This window comes from Streptomyces parvus (assembly GCF_014648875.1).
Classification (GTDB): domain Bacteria; phylum Actinomycetota; class Actinomycetes; order Streptomycetales; family Streptomycetaceae; genus Streptomyces; species Streptomyces parvus.
In genome coordinates this window covers 127,154-144,967 of the sequence record NZ_BMRY01000009.1, presented here as the reverse complement: position 1 = coordinate 144,967, position 17,814 = coordinate 127,154, and the positions used below count along the sequence as shown (strand labels likewise).

The 17,814-nt window shown below is 72.2% G+C and carries 18 protein-coding genes; 10 read left to right on the top strand and 8 right to left on the bottom strand.

The annotated features are described in order from the left end of the window. Nucleotides 1–4 precede the first annotated feature (4 nt). From mptB to IE140_RS25850, 3 genes are all read left to right on the top strand, one after another. Complete coding sequence (mptB, locus tag IE140_RS25860) at nt 5–1,516, top strand: polyprenol phosphomannose-dependent alpha 1,6 mannosyltransferase MptB (RefSeq protein WP_150193694.1); 1,512 nt, start codon at nt 5–7, stop codon at nt 1,514–1,516. A 309-nt stretch (nt 1,517–1,825) separates the two neighbouring features. After that, complete coding sequence (locus IE140_RS25855; RefSeq protein ID WP_150193693.1) at nt 1,826–3,502, top strand: ABC-F family ATP-binding cassette domain-containing protein; 1,677 nt, start codon at nt 1,826–1,828, stop codon at nt 3,500–3,502. Next, a complete protein-coding gene (locus IE140_RS25850; RefSeq protein WP_150193692.1) occupies nt 3,499–4,032 on the top strand; it encodes an AAA family ATPase in 534 nt (177 codons plus the stop codon). Before IE140_RS25855 ends, IE140_RS25850 begins: the two co-directional genes overlap by 4 nt. Nucleotides 4,033–4,104: 72 nt before the next feature. On the opposite strand, the gene IE140_RS25845 is transcribed toward IE140_RS25850, so the two are convergent. The 5 genes from IE140_RS25845 to IE140_RS25825 form a co-directional block, all read right to left on the bottom strand. Continuing rightward, complete coding sequence (locus tag IE140_RS25845; RefSeq protein WP_010062441.1) at nt 4,105–4,329, bottom strand: hypothetical protein; 225 nt, start codon at nt 4,327–4,329, stop codon at nt 4,105–4,107. Nucleotides 4,330–4,479: 150 nt separating this feature from the next. Further along, nucleotides 4,480–5,112, bottom strand: coding sequence for a hypothetical protein (locus IE140_RS25840; RefSeq protein ID WP_032765270.1), 633 nt, complete (start codon nt 5,110–5,112; stop codon nt 4,480–4,482). Nucleotides 5,113–5,143: 31 nt separating this feature from the next. Further along, complete coding sequence (locus tag IE140_RS25835) at nt 5,144–5,764, bottom strand: L-threonylcarbamoyladenylate synthase (protein ID WP_030717770.1); 621 nt, start codon at nt 5,762–5,764, stop codon at nt 5,144–5,146. 126 nt (nt 5,765–5,890) lie between these two features. Continuing rightward, entirely contained in the window at nt 5,891–6,907 is a 1,017-nt protein-coding gene (locus IE140_RS25830; RefSeq protein ID WP_093809975.1) for a hemolysin family protein, read from the bottom strand. Continuing rightward, nucleotides 6,904–8,241: a hemolysin family protein gene (locus tag IE140_RS25825; protein ID WP_150193691.1), complete on the bottom strand. Its 1,338-nt coding sequence runs from the start codon at nt 8,239–8,241 to the stop codon at nt 6,904–6,906. The genes IE140_RS25830 and IE140_RS25825 overlap by 4 nt, the downstream gene beginning before the upstream one ends. Before the next feature lie 383 nt (nt 8,242–8,624). Here IE140_RS25825 and IE140_RS25820 point away from each other — a divergent pair, with 383 nt between their 5' ends. The 5 genes from IE140_RS25820 (at nt 8,625) to IE140_RS25800 (ending at nt 11,396) form a co-directional block, all read left to right on the top strand. After that, complete coding sequence (locus IE140_RS25820) at nt 8,625–9,599, top strand: sporulation protein (RefSeq protein ID WP_150193690.1); 975 nt, start codon at nt 8,625–8,627, stop codon at nt 9,597–9,599. Nucleotides 9,600–9,766: 167 nt separating this feature from the next. Continuing rightward, nucleotides 9,767–10,201, top strand: a complete 435-nt coding sequence (locus IE140_RS25815) for a hypothetical protein (RefSeq protein WP_032765261.1) — start codon at nt 9,767–9,769, stop codon at nt 10,199–10,201. Between the two features lie 91 nt (nt 10,202–10,292). After that, nucleotides 10,293–10,472, top strand: coding sequence for a hypothetical protein (locus tag IE140_RS25810; RefSeq protein WP_093443364.1), 180 nt, complete (start codon nt 10,293–10,295; stop codon nt 10,470–10,472). Nucleotides 10,473–10,666: 194 nt separating this feature from the next. Further along, on the top strand, nt 10,667–10,834 hold the full coding sequence (locus tag IE140_RS25805) for a DUF6381 family protein (RefSeq protein WP_006129450.1): 168 nt from the start codon (nt 10,667–10,669) through the stop codon (nt 10,832–10,834). A gap of 61 nt (nt 10,835–10,895) precedes the next feature. Beyond that, nucleotides 10,896–11,396, top strand: a complete 501-nt coding sequence (locus IE140_RS25800; RefSeq protein ID WP_150193689.1) for a GNAT family N-acetyltransferase — start codon at nt 10,896–10,898, stop codon at nt 11,394–11,396. A 33-nt stretch (nt 11,397–11,429) separates the two neighbouring features. Here the strand turns inward: IE140_RS25800 and IE140_RS25795 are convergent, their stop codons facing one another. Beyond that, entirely contained in the window at nt 11,430–12,194 is a 765-nt protein-coding gene (locus IE140_RS25795; RefSeq protein ID WP_150193688.1) for a transporter substrate-binding domain-containing protein, read from the bottom strand. A 107-nt stretch (nt 12,195–12,301) separates the two neighbouring features. Then, a complete protein-coding gene (locus tag IE140_RS25790) occupies nt 12,302–12,814 on the bottom strand; it encodes a DinB family protein (protein ID WP_150193687.1) in 513 nt (170 codons plus the stop codon). A 99-nt stretch (nt 12,815–12,913) separates the two neighbouring features. Here IE140_RS25790 and aac(3) point away from each other — a divergent pair, with 99 nt between their 5' ends. Further along, the gene (aac(3), locus tag IE140_RS25785; protein WP_150193686.1) at nt 12,914–13,768 is read left to right on the top strand and encodes an aminoglycoside 3-N-acetyltransferase; all 855 of its coding nucleotides are present in this window, start codon (nt 12,914–12,916) and stop codon (nt 13,766–13,768) included. 10 nt (nt 13,769–13,778) lie between these two features. On the opposite strand, the gene IE140_RS25780 is transcribed toward aac(3), so the two are convergent. Next, the gene (locus IE140_RS25780) at nt 13,779–16,193 is read right to left on the bottom strand and encodes a polysaccharide lyase 8 family protein (RefSeq protein ID WP_150193685.1); all 2,415 of its coding nucleotides are present in this window, start codon (nt 16,191–16,193) and stop codon (nt 13,779–13,781) included. 314 nt (nt 16,194–16,507) lie between these two features. Between IE140_RS25780 and IE140_RS25775 the strand changes: the two genes are divergently transcribed. After that, entirely contained in the window at nt 16,508–17,632 is a 1,125-nt protein-coding gene (locus tag IE140_RS25775) for a substrate-binding domain-containing protein (RefSeq protein ID WP_189460744.1), read from the top strand. The last annotated feature ends 182 nt before the right edge of the window (nt 17,633–17,814 follow it).

Below are 17,814 nucleotides of genomic sequence, written 5' to 3'. Positions count from 1 at the left end.
GGTCATGTGGGCTTTGAGCGCGGCAGGGTTCCGGCGGCTGGGTGCGGTGGGATCCCTGGCGATCGTCGGCGGCGGTTGGTTCGCCGGAAAGCTCCCGGTTCACGACCCCTGGGGCGTGTGGACCGACCACGGGTCCACCACGAAGGCCGTCGCCGCCGCCGTCGCCTACGTCGGGCTGACCGTGCTCGTCGTGGCCTGGTGGCAGTACGGGAAGACCGCCTCCACCGTCCGCGACACCCTCGTCACCCTCGCCTGGTGGACGGCCCCGTTCCTGCTCGCGCCCCCGCTCTACAGCGCCGACGTATACAGCTACATCGCCCAGGGCTCGATGGTCGTCGAAGGACTCGACGTCTACACCGTCGGCCCCTCCGCCCTGGACCCCGGCGGAATCGGCGGCGACGCCGCCGCGAGCGTCGGCAACCACTGGCGCGACACCCCCGCCCCCTACGGGCCGCTCTTCCTGCTGATCTCCGCCGCCGTCGCCCGGACCACCGGCGGCACGATCGTCCCCGCCGTCCTGGCGATGCGGCTCGTCGCCCTCGCCTCGCTCGCCCTGATCGTCTGGTCCCTGCACCGCCTGGCGCGCGAACACGGCCTGAGCGGGAGCCGCGCCCTGTGGCTGGGCGCCCTCAACCCGCTCCTGCTGATCCACGTGGTCGGCGGCATGCACAACGACGGGCTGATGATCGGCCTGATGCTCGCCGGTTTCGTCCTCGCCCTGCGCGGAAAGTGGATCGCCGGCAGCGCACTGGTCGGACTCGCCATGATGGTGAAGTCGCCGGCGGCCGTGTCGCTGCTGTTCATCGGGGTCCTCGTGCACGCCGCCGCGGCGGGCCCCCAGTGGCGCCGCTGGGCCAAGGGACTCCTCGCGCCCGGCCTGATCGCCTGCGCGGTCGCCGGAGGTGCCACGCTGATCAGCGGCACCGGATTCGGCTGGCTCACCACCCAGGGCGTCGCCGCGAACATCCACACCGCGCTCTCCGTCACCAGCGACGTCGGCCTCGGCCTGGGAGAGCTGGCCCACCTGCTCCTGGACATCGACGCGGAGCCGGTCAAGTCCGCCGTCCAGACACTGGGCCTGGCAGTCGCGCTCGGCCTGATCCTCGTCCTGGGCCGCCGTGCGCTGCGGGGCACCGTGACCCCCGCCCACGCACTCGGCCTCTCCCTGCTCGCGCTGGTCGCCCTGTCGCCCATGGTCCAGCCCTGGTACCTGCTCTGGGGCATGGCCGTCGTCGCCGCGACCGCACCGTACGGCCGTCTCTCCGCCGTACTGATCGTGCTCTCGGCAGCCCTGGTGTACGAGACGCACCCCATGGGGGCCACCCCGCCCTACGGGTTCGCCCTCGCCGGTCTCGCCGTCGTCCTCGGCACCCTCGCGATCCGCCGGACCCCCGTCGTCCCACCCGGAGTCCGGCTGCCCCGTCGGCGCAGCCCCGAGGACGCGGCGGAACACCAGGAGACCCCCGCACCCGGCGCTGCCCCGGCTCCCGTCCCGGCCCCGCAGAACGCCCCGTAGACAAAATCCCCTCGACGCTCCGCAGGATCTTCCGTTACGCTGGGGCGGTCCTGTTGTCTCCGATAGAGGTGGACGTTGCGCATCTGAGGTCCGCGATCATCGCGCGGTACGGCCCTGGCCCGTACACGGTCACGACCCTGTCGGCATTGCTGCCGTCCGTGACTTCCTCGTGGATGCGACCTCGGTGCTGAGCCGTCCCTCACCTTCGCAGGACTGTTCCCCACCACCTTCCGGCCCCCGGCCGGGTCGCCGCGTGCTGTTCGCATACGAAGCCCGCTTGTTCCTCCGCTTCCGACTGCGAGAACTCCCATGAGCCATCCCACCGAGCCCGGCGCCTCCGTCGCCGCCTCCAACCTCACCTTCCAATGGCCCGACGGCACGAACCTCTTCGACGGGCTCTCCCTCACCGTCCCCCGGGGCCGCACCGGTCTGGCCGGGGCCAACGGCGCCGGCAAGTCGACCCTCCTGCGCCTGCTCGCGGGACTCCTGCGTCCCGCGTCGGGATCCGTCACCATCGGCGGAAACCTCGCCTACCTGCCCCAGAACATCACCCTGGACACCGGCCTCCGGGTCGACGCCGCCCTCGGTATCGCCGAGCGGCGGACCGCCCTGCGCGCCATCGAGTCCGGCGACGTACGCGAGGAGCACTTCGAGACCGTCGGCGACGACTGGGACGTCGAGGAACGCGCCCTGGCCACCCTCGGCTCCCTCGGGCTCGGCGCCGTCGAACTGGACCGCACCGTCGGGCAGTTGTCCGGAGGCGAGACCGTCCTGCTGCGCCTGGCCGCGCTGCTCCTGGAACGCCCGGACGTCCTCCTGCTCGACGAACCGACCAACAACCTGGACCTGTTCGCCCGCCGCAGGCTCTACGAAGCCGTCGACTCCTGGCGCACCGGCATCCTGATCGTCGTCAGCCACGACCGGGACCTGCTGGAACGCGTCGACCGCATCGCCGAACTCCGCTCGGGCTCGGTGAGCTGGTACGGGGGCGGCTGGTCCGCCTACCAGGAGGCCCTCGCCGTCCAGCAGGAGGCCGCCGGCCGGATGCTGCGGGCCGCCGACGCCGACGTACGCCGTCAGCAGCGCGAACTGGAGGAGACCCGGATCAAGGTGGCCCGCCGCCAGCGCCACGACAAGAAGCTGGACGGTCAGCGGAAGGCACCGCGCATCGTCGCGGGGGAGCGCAAGCGTTCGGCCCAGGAGTCCGGGGACCGGCTGCGCGGACTGCACGAGGACCGCCTCGACGAGGCCCGCGAGCGCCGGGAGGAAGCCGCCGAAGTCATCCGCCACGACGCCGAGATCAAGGTGAGCCTGCCCCATACCGCCGTACCCGCGGGCCGCACCGTCCTGACCGTACGGGACCTGAGCCTCCCGTACGGACGGCTGCGCGAAGGCAGCCTCCATGTGCAGGGACCCGAGCGCATCGCCCTGATCGGCCGCAACGGCGCAGGCAAGACCACCTTCCTGCGCACGCTCACCGGGGAGCTGGCGCCGAGCACCGGAGAGGCCACCGCAGCGGTGCCGCTGAAATTCCTCCCGCAGCGGCTCGACGTCCTCGACGACGGGCTGAGCGTCGCCGACAACGTCGCCCGCACCGCCCCGGGCACCACCGACAATCAGATCCGCTCCCAGCTCGCCCGGTTCCTCTTCAAGGGCGCCCGTGCCGAGCAGCCGGCCGGCACGCTCTCGGGCGGTGAACGCTTCCGGGCCGCGCTCGCGGCGACGATGCTCGCCGCCCCGGCCCCGCAGCTGCTCCTGCTGGACGAGCCGACGAACAACCTCGACCTGGCCAGCGTGCGCCGGCTGACGAGCGCCCTGGAGTCCTACGAGGGGGCGCTCCTGATCGCCAGCCATGATCTGCCGTTCCTGGAGTCCGTGGGCATCACCCGGTGGATCCTCCTGGACGACGAGTTGCAGGAGACCGACGCCGACGAGATCCGCGAACTGTTCGGCAGCGTGGAATCCACCCGGGCGGGCACGGTATGACGGGCGTCGACCTGGGGCCCTGCGTCGTCCTGATCACCGGGGTGATGGCCGCGGGCAAGTCCACCGTGGCCCAGCTCCTGGCGGAGAGCCTGCCGCGAGCGGTCCATGTGCGCGGCGACGTCTTCCGCCGCATGATCGTCTCTGGCCGTGCGGAGATGACCCCCGACGAGGCCGAGGAGGCGCGGCGCCAGCTCGACCTGCGCCAGCGGATCTCCGCGCAGGTGGCCGACGCCTACGCGGACGACGGATGGACAGCCGTAGTCCAGGACATCGTGCTCGGCGAGGACCTGCCGCGCTACGTCGACAGGGTCCGCACCCGCCCGCTGCACGTCGTCGTGCTCGCGCCCTCGCCGGGGGCCGTGCGCGAGCGGGAAGAGGGGCGGGGAAAGACCGGGTACGGGGCGTGGACGGTCGAGGCGTTCGACGCGTATCTGCGCAGCGGGACGCCGCGTATCGGGCTGTGGCTGGACACGTCCGGCCAGACGCCCGAGGAGACGGTTTCGGCCCTCCTCGACGGACTGCGCGGGTGAGCCGCGGGGCCCGGGCCGCCGTGGGGTGACACGGAGGGGCAGGGCGGGTGCGGTGCTGGTGGCGGCGGGCTCTCAGGCCGCCTCGTAGCTGTGGGCCCGCCCGCCCCGCCACTCCACCCAGACCGGGTTGTCGAGGAGCCGGTCCGCTTCTTCGAGGCCGGCCTCGCTCAGGAACACGATCACGTCGTGGTCGCTGTGGGCCAGCCCGAGTATCTCGTCGCGGCCTTCGTAGTGCACGGTCACCCGGCGGCCGCCCGAGGGGGTCGGACGGTGGATGACGATCGGGGGATTTGCCATGGGTCCACCCTGCGACGCGCCCCGAACCCTCGCATCCCCGGCCGGACCTCTTCGCGAGCGGTCCGACGACGGCCCGATGACGGCGCGACGACGGCCCGACGACGGCCCGGAAAAGGCCCCCGCACCGCCCCCCGGGGCGCGCGGGGGTCCTCACCGCCCGGCCGGCGCGAGTTCCACCGTTGTGGTGACGCGGACCAGGGAAGGGCTGCGCGGGGCGGAGCCGAAACCGAAGGCGACCGGTGGATCGAGCGGGGCGAGCGCTCCCAGGCTCACCCCGTCCAGCAGGGCGTCCGCTGCCACGACCGGCCGCAGCCCCCGAGCCCCGTACCATTCCCGCCGCCCCGGGCCCGCCCGGCCCAGGGTGCGTACGCCGGGCATCAGCAACCGGGCCGGTACGTCGCACAGAGCGGCCCAGACCGGGCTGCGGGCGAACGCGGCAGGAACGGCGGACAGCAGCAGCCCCAGGGCCGGCCGGCGTCCGGTCCGCAGCCGCAGGCGCAGCGGCCCCGCCTCGACGAGCCAGGCGGAGTCCCCGGCCGGGGCGTCGGCGGTGACGGACACGGGCACCACCTCGATCCGGTCGAAGCGGTAGGTTGCGGCGACGAAGTCCGCGATCCGCCGGGACGGGGCCAGCAGGACCCGTTCGCCGTCCGGATGCTCGACCATGACGTCGCTGAACGCCCCGAACGGCGAACGCGGCCAGTGCCCGACCACCAGCCGGGTCCCCGAGGAGGTCCCCACACCGGCGATCCAGCCGTCGAACCGCAGTCGCTCACCCGTCACGACCGTCAGTCTGCCCCGCCACCGCCCCGGATCACTCGAAACGGGACGTGTCCCCGGCTCCGCGGCGGACGATCTCGGGCTCGTCGCCGGAGAAGTCGATGACCGTGGTCGGCTCGGTGCCGCAGTCGCCCGAGTCGATGACGGCGTCCACCTCGTGGTCGAGCCGCTCCTTGATCTCCCAGCCCTGCGTCAGCGGCTCCTCCTCGTCCGGCAGCAGCAGGGTGCTGGAGAGCAGCGGTTCGCCGAGCTCGGAGACCAGCGCCTGGGTGACGACGTGGTCGGGGATGCGCACGCCGACCGTCTTCTTCTTCGGGTGCAGCAACTGACGGGGGACCTCCTTCGTCGCGGGGAGGATGAAGGTGTAGCTGCCGGGTGTCGCCGCCTTGACCGCGCGGAACACGTCGTTGTCCACGCGGACGAACTGCGCCAGCTGCGCGAAGTCGTGGCACACCAGCGTGAAGTGGTGCCGGTCGTCGAGATTCCGGATCGACTTGATCCGGTCGATGGCGTCGCGGTTGCCCAACTGGCAGCCCAGGGCGTAGCACGAGTCGGTGGGGTACGCGACGAGCGCACCGGACCGGATGCTGTCGACCACCGTGCCGATGGTGCGGGGCTGGGGATTTGCGGGGTGCACGTCGAAGTACTTGGCCATTCGCCGAGCTTACGCGTTCGGGCAGGGCCGGGAGAGCCCTGTGCACGGAAGCGTGAAGGGGCGGACCGTCGCACGACGGTCCGCCCCTTCTTCCGCTTCGTACGCCGGTGTTCACCGCCGGGCCGGTCAGACCGCGGCCGCTCCCACCAGCTCGTCCAGGACGTCCTCCATGGTCACGAAGCCGATGACCGTGCCCTTGCCTCCGGTGACCGCAGCGAGATGCGTACCGGCGGCACGCATCGCGGTGAGGGTGTCGTCGAGCGGGGTGTCGATCTCGACCCGGATGACCGGGTGGAGGGCGCTCTTGGGGAGCGCCTTGGTGCGCTCGGCGACGCCGAGGGCGTCCTTGATGTGGAAGTAGCCCAGCAGCCCGTCGTCGGGGCCGGTGACCGGCAGCCGGGAGAAGCCCGAGGCGACCGCGGCCCGCTCCAGACCCTGGGGGGTGATGCCCAGGTCGACGGTGACGGTCCGGTTCAGCGGGACCATCACCTCGCCGACCGGCCGGGTCCCGAGCTCCAGGGCGTCCCGCAGCCGCTCGCCGTCGGCCGGGGCCAGCAGCCCGGCGTCACTGGAGTCCTTCACCAGCCGCACGAGCTCGTCGTCGGTGAACACCGAGGCGACCTCGTCCTTGGGCTCCACCTTGAGCAGCCTCAGCAGCATGTTGGCGAAGGCGTTGATGCCGAAGATGACCGGACGCAGCGCCCGGGTCAGGGCCACCAGGGACGGCCCCAGCGCCAGCGCGGTGGCGACGGGGGCGGCCAGCGCGATGTTCTTCGGGATCATCTCGCCGATGAGCATGTGCAGATACGTCGCCAGCGTCAGCGCGATCACGAACGCGATCGGGTGGACCAGCGCGTCGGGCACGCCGACCGCGTCGAACGGCGGCTCCAGCAGATGGGCGATGGCAGGTTCCGCGACGGCACCCAGCACCAGCGAGGAGATGGTGATGCCGAGCTGCGCGGTGGCCATGGCGGCCGACAGGTGTTCGAGGCCCCACAGGGTGCTCTTGGCACGGCGGCTGCCCCGGACGGCCTGCGGCTCGATCTGGCTGCGGCGGACCGAGATGAGCGCGAACTCCGCGCCCACGAAGAACGCGTTGGTGAGGAGGGTGAGCGCGCCGATGGCGAGCTGAATCGTGGTCATCGGGCGTCCTCCTCCACGAGGGCCAGCGCCGGAGCGGGCGCGGTGATCCGGACCCGGTCGGCCCGGTGGTGCTCGATGTCGAGCACGTCGAACTGCCAGCCGTCGACCTCCACCCGGTCCGCCCGGACGGGGATGCGGGCCAGCTGGTTGGCGAGCAGGCCCGCGAGCGTCTCGTACGGGCCTTCCGGCGCGGTGAACCCGATCCGGTCCAGCTGGTCCAGCCGGATGCTGCCCTCGGCGGCCCAGGCCTGGCGGCCGTCGCCGAGCGGCTCGGCCGGTGCGAGATCGGGGCGCTCATGGGGGTCGTGCTCGTCGCGGACCTCGCCGACGACCTCCTCCACGATGTCCTCGACGGTGGCGACCCCCGCCGTCCCGCCGTACTCGTCGATCACCACGGCCATCGTCCGGTGCTTGCGCAACTGAGCGAGCAGCCGGTCGACGGGCAGCGAGTCGGGGACGAGGAGCGGCTCGGTGGCGAGCGCGGTGACCGGGGTCCGGGGCCGCTCCGACTCGTCCAGGGCGAGGACGTCGCGGATGTGGACCGTGCCGATGACCTCGTCCAGGCTGTCCCGGTAGACCGGGAAGCGGGACAGGCCGGTGGCCAGCGTGAGGTTGGCGGCGTCGGCCGCGGTCGCGTGGGCTTCCAGCGCCCGGACGTCGACGCGCGGCGTCATGACGTTCTCGGCGGACAGCTCGGCCAGGTGCAGGGTGCGGACGAAGAGCTCGGCCGAGTCCTGCTCGATGGCGCCCTCTCGGGCGGAGTGCTGTGCGAGCGCGATCAGCTCCTGCGGCGTACGGGCGGAGGCCAGCTCCTCGGCCGGCTCCAGGCCCAGTCGCCGCACGAAGCGGTTCGCGGTGTTGTTGAGGTGCCGGATCAGCGGGCCGAAAGCGGCCGTGAACGCCCGCTGCGGGGTGGCGACGACCTTGGCGACCGTGAGGGGGCTGGAGATCGCCCAGTTCTTGGGGACCAGCTCGCCGACGACCATGAGGACCACGGTGGAGACGGCGACGCCGAGGAGCGTGGCGACCGTGGACACGGCACCGGACGGCAGGCCGACGGCGCCCAGCGGGCCGCGCAGCAGCACGGCGAGGGACGGCTCGGCGAGCATGCCGATGACCAGGGAGGTCACGGTGATGCCGAGCTGGGCGCCGGAGAGCTGGAAGGTGAGCCGCTTGGCTGCCTTGAGGGCGCTCTCGGCGCCGCGCTCACCGGCCTTCGCGGCGCGTTCGAGCTCGCTCCGCTCGATGGTCGTGAGCGAGAACTCCGCCGCGACGAACACCGCACAGGCCAGTGTCAGCGCGAGGGCAAGGAGAAGAAGGACCACTTCGCTCACCGTGTCACCTCCGTTCCCTGGTGCGCGGGGTCGGGGATGACACGGTTCGTACTGGGAGGCTCACCCATTGCGGTGCCGCAGCTCCTTCTCTGTTCGGGTCGTCGGTGTCGACGGCGGGGGACGGGTGCGAAACCCGTCTGATAGATAGTAAAGGGACCGCAAAGCAATGGGGAGTGGCGGGTGTCACACGGGGTGCCGTCCGGGGAGAACGCCTCGCGGTGCGCGAGGGTACGGGCGCGGGGCGGTCGGCCGCGATCTTGATGGCCGGAACTGTGCGTAGCGGTCGCGGGCTTGGGAAATCCTTTACCTCCCGGGAGCTTCTGCCCGGCGAGGCGGCTCACGCCCCCTCGATCGCCCATCCACAGAAGGAGCGGACGCCGCACATGGTGTTCAAGAAGTTGCTCGGAGCCCTCGGGGTCGGTGGCCCCTCGGTCGACACGGTTCTGCAACCCGGCCCGGCCCTGCCCGGTGGTCTCCTCTCCGGAGAGGTCCGGCTGCGGGGCGGCGGGTCGGACGTGACGGTCGACCGGATCTCCCTTCTCCTCGTCGCCCGGGTCGAGAGGGAGGGCCAGGAGGAAGAGGACGAGGGCACGGTCGTCCTCGAACGGTTCACCGTCGGCGGAGGCTTCCGGCTGGCGGAGGAGGCCGACCACACGGTGCCGTTCACCGTCACCCTGCCGTGGGAGACGCCGATCACCGAACTCCACGGGCAGCACCTCGGCCCCGTGCTCGGCATCCGGACGGAGCTGGAGATCGCGGGGGCACGCGACAAGGGCGACCTCGACGCGCTCGCGGTGGGACCGCTGCCCGCGCAGGAAGCGATCCTGGAGGCCTTCGGGCAGCTCGGATACGCGTTCAGGTCCGCGGACCTGGAGCTCGGCCACATTCGCGGCACCGGTCAGCAGCTGCCCTGCTACCAGGAGATCGAGATCCTCCCACCGGCCGGCCACGCCCACGCCGTGAACGAGATCGAGGTGACCTTCATCGCCGCACCGGGCGGCCTGGAGGTCGTCATCGAGGCGGACAAAGCCGCCGGGCTCTTCACCGAGGGCCACGACACGGTCCACCGCTTCACCGCATCCCACCACGCGGCCCCGCAGACCGACTGGAACGCCCGGGTCGACGCCTGGCTGAAGGAGGTCATCGCCGGCCACGAGTCCCACGGAGCGCCGCCCCCGTACGGTGACGAGCACGGCGACCGGCACCGCTCGGGCCCCGGCGCGGGCGCCGTGGTGGCCGGGGTAGCGGCGGGCGTGGCCGTGGGTGTCGTGGGCGGCATGGTCGCGGCCGAGGTCGTCGACGAGATCGGTGACGCCTTCGAGGGCGAGGAGGACGAGGAGAGCGAGGACGAGGGCTGACCCGGGGGAGCCCCGGGCCGGAAGGGCGGGCTGCCTCCCCCTTCCGGCCCGCCCCGTCTCCAGCCGGGCGGACGCTCCGCCACCTCGCCGATCCGACCCGGCGGGAGCGGCGGATTGCGGGTAGGAAGGGGGAGCGAACGGCCGCCCGTGTGGACAAGGAGAGTCCCGTGAACCCTGGAACCCCTCCGCCCGATCCGCGGCACCGGCGCCCCGAAGGCGTCACCGACACGACCGTCGAGGCGCTCGGTGCCCTTTCGAAGGCGCTGGAGACAGCGGAGCGCGCCAGGGGTGCCCTGTACGACTTCCACCAGCTCACCGGGAGCGCCGACCTGGCCCTCGACGATGCCGTACGGCTGCTCCGCGCGGCGGGACACGGGCGCCGGGCCGATCAGGTCGAACGGGAGATCCTCGGCCGCAACGTCATTCCCGGCCACTGGACGTTCCAGATCGTCGAGGAGTACAACGCCACCTACTACGACGTGTTCCGGGCGGTCGAACGGGAGATCAGACAGGAACTCGCCGAGGGCCGCGACCACCTCTACGAGGCCGAGATGAAGGCGGCCCGGCGGACCGAGGGGCATCCGGACCACACCGCCGACTGACGGCTTGCCCCCGCGAGTTGGGGCAGGCGCACCCCGGCGTACGTCGCGCGATCCCGGGCACACGGAGGTCACCGCTCGGAAGGAGCTCCCCATGCTCGGTATAGCTGCCGCAGTGCTGTTCTTCATCGCGTTCCTGATCAACGCGGCCGACATCTCCACCAACGACGTGTTCGCGTCGACCAACGTGATGCTGCTCGGCCTCATGCTCCTCGCCCTCCATGTCGCGGGCGTGGGCGCGGGCACCCGGATCGGCAGCTCGCGCCGACGCTGAACCGTCCCCCATCGGCCCCACCGCCGACCGACCGGCGGTGGGGCCGATGCCTGCCGTCGGACCGGGGACACCTGGCACCGTCACCGAACGTAGCCGCACGAGATGCGGACCGCACCGACTCCGGTGACGCTGGGGCTCCGATCGCGCACGCAACGCCGGTCGCCGACGGAGGACCCACGACGGAGGACACCCCCATGAACCTGTACGACAGCCCGGTGGAACGCGCCCGCCGCACCCGTGAACGCGCCGAGGAACTGGGCCGCGCCGCCGACCGGGCCACCGACCCCGAGCACCGCCGGCGGCTGCGGGCGAAGGCCCTGCGACTGCTCCGGGAGGAGCCCACGCCCGACCCGGGCCGGTAGCAGCGGACGTACGGGAAAAGCTGATTGCCCGGGCGCGTGCCGCCCGGTAGCGTCACGCGGCGTGACCCCCACTCTGCGCACCGAGAGGCTCCTGCTGGAGCCGTACGCCCCCGAGGACGAAGAGGACTTCGTCGCCCTGTTCCAGGACACCAGGGTGTCCCGATGGATGGGTGACGGCCCTTCCTCCGAGGCGGAGGACCGGGCGCTGTTCGGGCGGGTCTTCACCAAGGTCTACTCCCAGGACCTCTTCGCCGTCTGGGCCGTCCGCCGCGACGGCCGGCTGGTCGGGCACGCCGAGATCAAACGGACCGACACCGTGGACGGCCACGAGATCATCTACGCCCTCGCGCCCACGGCGTGGGGCTCCGGCCTGGGCACCGAACTGGCCCGGGCCGTCGTCGCCCACGGCTTCGACACCCTCGGACTCGACGAGGTCCACGCCACCGTCGCCGCCGCGAACGAGGCCTCGCTGACCCTGCTGGACAGGATGGGCTTCGCGTACGTGAGGGACATCGAGGAGGACGACGGCAGCACCACCCGCGTGCTGACCCTCCGCCGCTGACCCCGCCCGGCCCCGGGAGCAGCGAGGGATCGACTACCTGGCTTCCACCGAGATCTCCCGGGCGGGGGCCACCGACGCGCCCTCGACGCCATGACGCCTGAGAGCGTCCGCGACGAAACCGTCCGCCTTCATCTCCTCCACGAACGACGTCAGCAGCTCCTGCGCCGCCGCCCCTCGGCCGGCCGGCACCCCCATCGCCTGCTGGATCACCATGAACCGCCCCGGCAGCACCCGTACACCCGCCTCCCGAGCGGCCTCGGCCTCCAGCAACTGCCGGATCCCTGCGGCCACCTCGACCTCGCCCGCCCGCAGCGCCGCGAGCGCGCGCGGAGCGCCCTCCATCCTGACGACCTCGGCATGGCGGATCTCGCGGGTGAGGAAGAGGTCGTAGGCGGAACCGGCGCCGACCGAGATCCGGGTGCCCTCGCGATCCACCTGGTCGTTCTCGGTGACGGTGGCACGCTCCGGCACCAGGTAGCTGCCCTCGATGAGGACATAGGGGGCGGTGAACCGCAGCCCCTCGCCCCGCGCCGGGTCGGCCGCGAAGAACCCGATGTCCGCCCGCTCGGCCCGCACCGCGTCGACCGACAGCGCGGCCCGCTCGAAGGCCACCAGCTCCACGGGCACCCCGAGCCGCCGCCCGAACTCCCGGGCGAGGTCGACGGAGACCCCGGCCGGCTCGCCGCTCGCCGGATCCCGGTGGGCCAGGATCGGGTTGCCGAGGTTGATCGAGGCGCGCAGGGCGCCGTCGGGCGCGAACACGGAGGCCAGGGCAGGGGGCGTCGGCTGCTGAGTCATGGGGCCGAGTCTACGAGGGAGCCCACATCGGTCGACGGGCGTGCTGGACCGGGCGCGGCCTGCGACGCCTCGGGCCCCCGGGCCGGCCGGGTGCCCACCTCACGTACTCAGGCGCCCACCGTGCCGTCCACCCCTTCCCGCAGCAGATCCGCGTGACCGTTGTGGCGGCCGTACTCCAGGAGGACGTGCACCATGACCATCCGCAACGAGACGTCCTTCTCCCAGCGCGGCTGACGCCCCACCAGGTCCAGCGAAGCCGCCTCCCGTTCGATCCGGCGCGAGGTCTCCACCTCGGCCTCCCACGCGGCGAACGCCTCGGCCCCGGTCGAGGCGCTCGCGTCGTACGCCGCCTGGAAGTCGAAGGGCTTCTCCGACCACACCATCGGAGCCGCCTCGTCCTCGAACACCCTCCGGAACCAGGCGCGTTCCACCTCCGCCATGTGCCGGAGCAGAGCCAGCAGCGACAACGTGGACGGCTCCATCGACCGCTCGCGCAATTGCTCGTCGCTCAGCCCGGCGCACTTCATGGCCAGAGTGTCGCGGTGGTAGTCGAGAAAGGCCCGCAGCGTCTCGCGCTCACCGCCCAGGAGCGGGGGTCCGACCCGGTCGTCTCTCTTCATGATCATCATCCTCGGTTCCGTGGTGCCGGCCGACAGTATGTCCGGCGCGCGTTCACCGGGCAGCCGGGTTTCCGCCCGGTGACGCCTGGGCTCCGAGGCATGGACGTACAAGAACTGCTGCGGCGTTCCGGAGGACCGGTGACACGGGACCGGATGGGGGACGACCTGACCGCGCTCGGCCTCGGACCGGGCGACACCGTGATGTTCCATACGCGCCTCTCCGCGATCGGCTACGTCCCGGGTGGCCCCCAGACCGTCATCGACGCCCTCCTCGACGTCGTCGGCCCGACCGGTACGCTGATGGTTTCCTGCGGCTGGAACGACGCCCCGCCGTACGACTTCACCACCTGGCCCGGTGCCTGGCAGGACGCAGTGCGCGCCCACCATCCCGCGTACGACCCGGAACTGAGCGAGGCCGAGCACACCAACGGCCGCCTCCCCGAGGCCCTGCGCCGCAGACCGGGGGCGGTGCGCAGCCGCCACCCCGACGCGAGCCTCGCGGCGCTCGGCCCGTCCGCCGCCGCGCTGATGGCCGACCACCCCTGGGACGACCCGCACGGCCCCGGCAGCCCGCTGGCCCGCCTCGTCGCCCTCGGCGGGCGGGTGCTGCTGCTCGGGGCGCCCGGCGAGACGATGACCCTGCTGCACCTCGCGGAGTCGCTGGCCCGGGCGCCCGGCAAGCGGTTCGTGACGTACGAGCAGCCCGTCCGCGTGGACGGCGTCCGGGAATGGCGTACCTTCCACGACATCGACTCGACGGACGGCGCGTTCGACTGCTCCCGGGTCGTGCCCGATGGACAGGACCCGTTCGCGGTGATCGTCCGGGCCATGCTCGATGCGGGCCTCGGCCGGACCTGCACCGTCGGGGCAGCCGACAGCCGCCTGTTCGATGCCGGCCCGGCCGTGGACTTCGGCGTCCGCTGGATCGAGGAACAGCTCAACGCCCCGGGGTGACGGCGCTCGTTCAGGCCAGCCGCACCTTGACCGTCTGCGTCGCGCCGCGCGTCCCTGACAGATCGCCGAAGACGAGGCGCAGCGACCCGCCCGTGGTCGCCGACGTCACCGTCGCCGGCTTCGACACGACCGAGGCGACGGCCCGGTTCCAGGTGAGAGTCAGGCTGGTGCGCGCCCGCATGGGGTCGCTCACGCACACCGTCGCCGTCCCGTCGCCGTGCTCGGTCACCATCACCGAGCACGGGGCGTCCGCCACCAGCGGCCCGACGCTGCCGCCGAACCAGAAGTTGACCGCCGTCAGCCCGAGCGAGGGGACCGCTACCCCCTGCTGGTCGTCCGTGTTGGCGAGCACACGCAGCCAGCCGCCGTCCGCCGCCCGCGCCGCCGTGCGCTGTTCGGAAGCGCCGGGCAGGAGCTGGTACGCGTACGTGGCGTCCGACGGGTCCGTACCGTGGTCGAACCAGAGGGTGAGGTACTTCCGCGAGACCGGATCCGTGGAGCCCGCCCGGTTGATGTCGCGCCAGCGGCCCGTCCGGTTCTCCCGCACCGCCTTCACCGTCGCCCCGCCGGGGAAGACGTAACCGCCGTGCCCGGCCAGGTGCGCCCAGGACGCGCCGGACAGCGTCGCCGACCAGGGGGCGGCGACCGGTTTCGCCGAACCGTCGACGGTGAACGGGGCATTGCCCGTCGGTCCCAGGTTCCGGTTGTCGACCGTGGTCTCCACGGCCGCGCCGTCGCGGCCGTGGATGCCCGCCCCCAGACACACCACGGTGTCGTCGAGGAAGAACCACGACTTCTTCGCCATCAGCGTGCTGGTCAGCCCCTTGAGGTACTGGCCGACGGCGGCGCGCCTGCTGTCGGTGACGCCGCCGACCCAGTTCACATCCGGGAGAGCGACACCCCAGTCACCGCCCGCCCCGTCGGCGAGCACCTTGCGCGAGACCGTCGTGCCGGGCAGCCGGTACGGGTCGACCGTGGGCCAGAACGCGTCGCTGTACTGGCCGTTGGCGAAGGTGTCGCCCCACCAGTAGAGCATCCCGTTCCCGGTGTGCCAGCCGCGCAGATTCTCGCCGTTGCCGGTCTCGTAGAAGGTGATCCGCCGGTCGGCCATGCTCAGCGACGCCGCCCAGCCCGGACGGCGGTGGGTGGCCCGGGCCATGTCGGGGAAGAGCCGGTGGCCCGCCGGCTCGGCGACCGGGGTCAGGGAGGTGTCGTCCAGGACGCTCTTGATCCGGGCCAGCGCGGTGAGCCCGAGCGAGGGGTTGCCCAACGGCGGGCTGTAGTAGTCGCGTTGCGCCCAGCCCTTGACGAGCGCCCGCCACCGGGCGTTCTCGGCAGCCGACGCTCCCTGCCCGAGCAGCACGATCGAGGCCATGATGGGGTGCCCGCGCCGGTGGTCGTCGACCTCGCCCCGGCTGATCGCGCGCCCCGCGACGGAGTCCATGACCAGACCGTTGTAGAGGAACGGGGCCCAGGCGTTCTCCACCGCGTCGAACACCACCTGCCGCTTCGGGTCGGTGACCTCCCACGTGGTCCCCTTCAGCAGCGCGAACAGCAGCCCGAGCCCGCCGAGCATCACCGATCCGTAGCTGCCGGTGTAGGGCACGGTGGTGTGCTGGATGAACGAGCCGTCGGCGTACAGCCCGTCGCCCTTCGTCACCAGCGGGAAGACGGGGGAGAGGGCGTCCCGGGCCAGCGCGATCTTCGCCGCGGTCCCGCCGACGGCTCCGCGCAGGGCCAGCACCCGGCACAGGTCGACCCGGTTCGCCCCGGTGCTGGTCCCGGTGTACGAGGCGACGGCGGAGTCCGGTACGAAATGGTCGACGGCGGCGCAGTAGCGTGCCCGCGCCTGAGGGGCGATGGCGTCGTACATCAGCACGCACACGTCCAGCAGGGCCTGCGGCGCGCCGATCTGCCAGCTGTACCAGTTGCCGTACCGGGTCTGCCCGTCGTTGTAGACCTGGGTGCTGAGGTGCTCCAGCCCGGTGAGCACGGCGTCGCGCAGGGCGGTGTTCCCGGTCAGCCCGGTGCCCTGCTGGCGGTAGGCCTGGGCCATGGTGTTCAGGCGGATGAAGCTGTCGGCCATGCGCCCCGAGAAGACGTACGACTCGGGGTCCGTGTCCGGGTCCGGATCCGCGAAGACGGCGTCGGGCCAGAGCGAGCCGTCCACCGGGGCCATCGTCTCCAGCCACTGCGACGCCTTCGCGCCGAGATCGGCCAGCCGGCTCTTGAAGGGCTCGGCGGTCGGGCTGAACCCCTCACCGAGGATCAGCTCGCTCCATGTGGTGCGGAGCGCGGCGTACGGATCGTCCTCGGGGGCGGCAGAGGCGGCGCCGGGCGCGGCGAGCGTCAGCGCTCCGCCGCCCGCGGCGGTGAGTACCGCGGAGGTGGCCAGGAAGGTACGGCGGGACCAGGCAGAAGTCATGGGAGAGCTCCGGGTCGATGACGTGTCTCCGGCGGGAACCCGGCGCGCGGTGGGCACCGAAGGGACGGGCGCTGAGCCGACCCCGGGATCCGACTGTTCTGAGCGGGCGGGCACTTTCTAGCAGCCGCCTGACGATTCGCTCAATAACTTTGGCCGAATTGATCGTATCGATCGGTTCTCTGGGTGTGTATGTCACTCCCGAGGGCGAACCGACGTGTGTCCGTCGCGCGGGGATAAAAATCCGCTCGGATCGTTTCGAGCGGATGTGATCGATATGGTTGGGGGCTCAGCCGTCTCCGAGTCCAGGGGGATCCATGCGACTGCACGTCGACCAGCGCCACGAGCGGGTGCTCGAACTCGTCCGCGAGCGCGGCAGCCTGCGCGTCGCCGAACTCGCCGAGGAGCTCGGCATGTCCGCCGTCACCCTGCGCCGGGACGTCGAGGCGCTGGCGGCCCAGGGCCTGGTGGAGCGGCTGCACGGCGCGGTGGTGTGGCCCTCAGGACAATCCCGCCCCGCCCCGGCCCCCGCGCCCTCCGCCGAAGGGCTGGTGGTGGGCATGGTGGTGCCGACCACCGAGTACTACTACGCGGACGTGGTGCGCGGCGCCCGGGAGGCCGTCGAGGCCGCAGGTGCCCGGCTGACGATCGGGCTTTCCCACTACCTCCCCGACGAGGACGCCGCCCAGGCCCGGCGCCTGCTGTCCACCGGCGCCGACGGGCTTCTGCTCACACCGAGCTGGGAGCGCGGCTGCCCGGAGCAGGGCGAGGGGCTCTGGACGGTCGAGCAGAAGACCCCCGTCGTCCTGGTGGAACGCTCGGCCCCTCTCGGCCACCCGGCGGCGCGCCTGGACCGGGTGCGCTCGGACCATGCCCACGGGGCCGCCGAAGCGGTGGCTCACCTGGCCGGGCTCGGCCACCGGGCGATCGCGCTCGCCGTGCAGGACAGTCCGACCGCTCCCCGGCTCCGGGTCGGCTACCGGGCCGCAGTGGAGGCGCTGGGACTGACCCCGGTGTCGACCTCGCCGCTGGACGAGGCCCCGTCACGGTCGGAGGCCGATCGTTTCGAGCGCACGCTGGAGTACCTGTGCCAGGGCGTGGCGAGCGGCAACGTGACCGCCGCGATCGTGCACAGCGACGCCGACGCGATCGTCCTCATTCCCCGGCTCCAGGCCAGGGGAGTGCGGGTGCCCGAAGACCTCGCGGTGATCGCGTACGACGACGAGGTCGCCTCGCTCGCCGACCTGCCGCTCACCGCTGTGGCCCCGGACAAGCACGCCGTGGGTGCCGCCGCGGCCCGGCTCCTGCTGTCCCGCCTCGGTGTCGACGACCCCTGCGCGACGGGCGCGACGGGCACGGGGGCGCGCGCCCGCCGGCATCTGGACATCCTGCCCACCCTGCGGGTCCGGGTCTCCTGCGGGGCGGCCGCCGCCGCTCCCTGACGCCGAGAGCATCGCGCCACGAGCCGTGGCCCGGGCCAACAGGCCGTGTGGGCACGGCTTTTCGCGTTCGTGGGGCTCGACGGGCGTCATGTGCGGACCCCGGTCCCGCAAGTGATCGATTCGATTGAATTGGTCATTCGCTCTTGACGGCGATCGGTTTTGCGCAAAATGATGTGTGCCGT

What these genes read in the sequence shown, in the direction of transcription:
- mptB (WP_150193694.1), top strand. Translation starts at nt 5, where the DNA reads ATGTGGGCTTTGAGCGCGGCAGGGTTCCGGCGGCTGGGTGCGGTGGGA.
- IE140_RS25855 (WP_150193693.1), top strand. Translation starts at nt 1,826, where the DNA reads ATGAGCCATCCCACCGAGCCCGGCGCCTCCGTCGCCGCCTCCAACCTC.
- IE140_RS25850 (WP_150193692.1), top strand. Translation starts at nt 3,499, where the DNA reads ATGACGGGCGTCGACCTGGGGCCCTGCGTCGTCCTGATCACCGGGGTG.
- IE140_RS25845 (WP_010062441.1), bottom strand. Translation starts at nt 4,329, where the DNA reads ATGGCAAATCCCCCGATCGTCATCCACCGTCCGACCCCCTCGGGCGGC.
- IE140_RS25835 (WP_030717770.1), bottom strand. Translation starts at nt 5,764, where the DNA reads ATGGCCAAGTACTTCGACGTGCACCCCGCAAATCCCCAGCCCCGCACC.
- IE140_RS25830 (WP_093809975.1), bottom strand. Translation starts at nt 6,907, where the DNA reads ATGACCACGATTCAGCTCGCCATCGGCGCGCTCACCCTCCTCACCAAC.
- IE140_RS25820 (WP_150193690.1), top strand. Translation starts at nt 8,625, where the DNA reads ATGGTGTTCAAGAAGTTGCTCGGAGCCCTCGGGGTCGGTGGCCCCTCG.
- IE140_RS25810 (WP_093443364.1), top strand. Translation starts at nt 10,293, where the DNA reads ATGCTCGGTATAGCTGCCGCAGTGCTGTTCTTCATCGCGTTCCTGATC.
- IE140_RS25805 (WP_006129450.1), top strand. Translation starts at nt 10,667, where the DNA reads ATGAACCTGTACGACAGCCCGGTGGAACGCGCCCGCCGCACCCGTGAA.
- IE140_RS25795 (WP_150193688.1), bottom strand. Translation starts at nt 12,194, where the DNA reads ATGACTCAGCAGCCGACGCCCCCTGCCCTGGCCTCCGTGTTCGCGCCC.
- IE140_RS25790 (WP_150193687.1), bottom strand. Translation starts at nt 12,814, where the DNA reads ATGAAGAGAGACGACCGGGTCGGACCCCCGCTCCTGGGCGGTGAGCGC.
- IE140_RS25780 (WP_150193685.1), bottom strand. Translation starts at nt 16,193, where the DNA reads ATGACTTCTGCCTGGTCCCGCCGTACCTTCCTGGCCACCTCCGCGGTA.
- IE140_RS25775 (WP_189460744.1), top strand. Translation starts at nt 16,508, where the DNA reads ATGCGACTGCACGTCGACCAGCGCCACGAGCGGGTGCTCGAACTCGTC.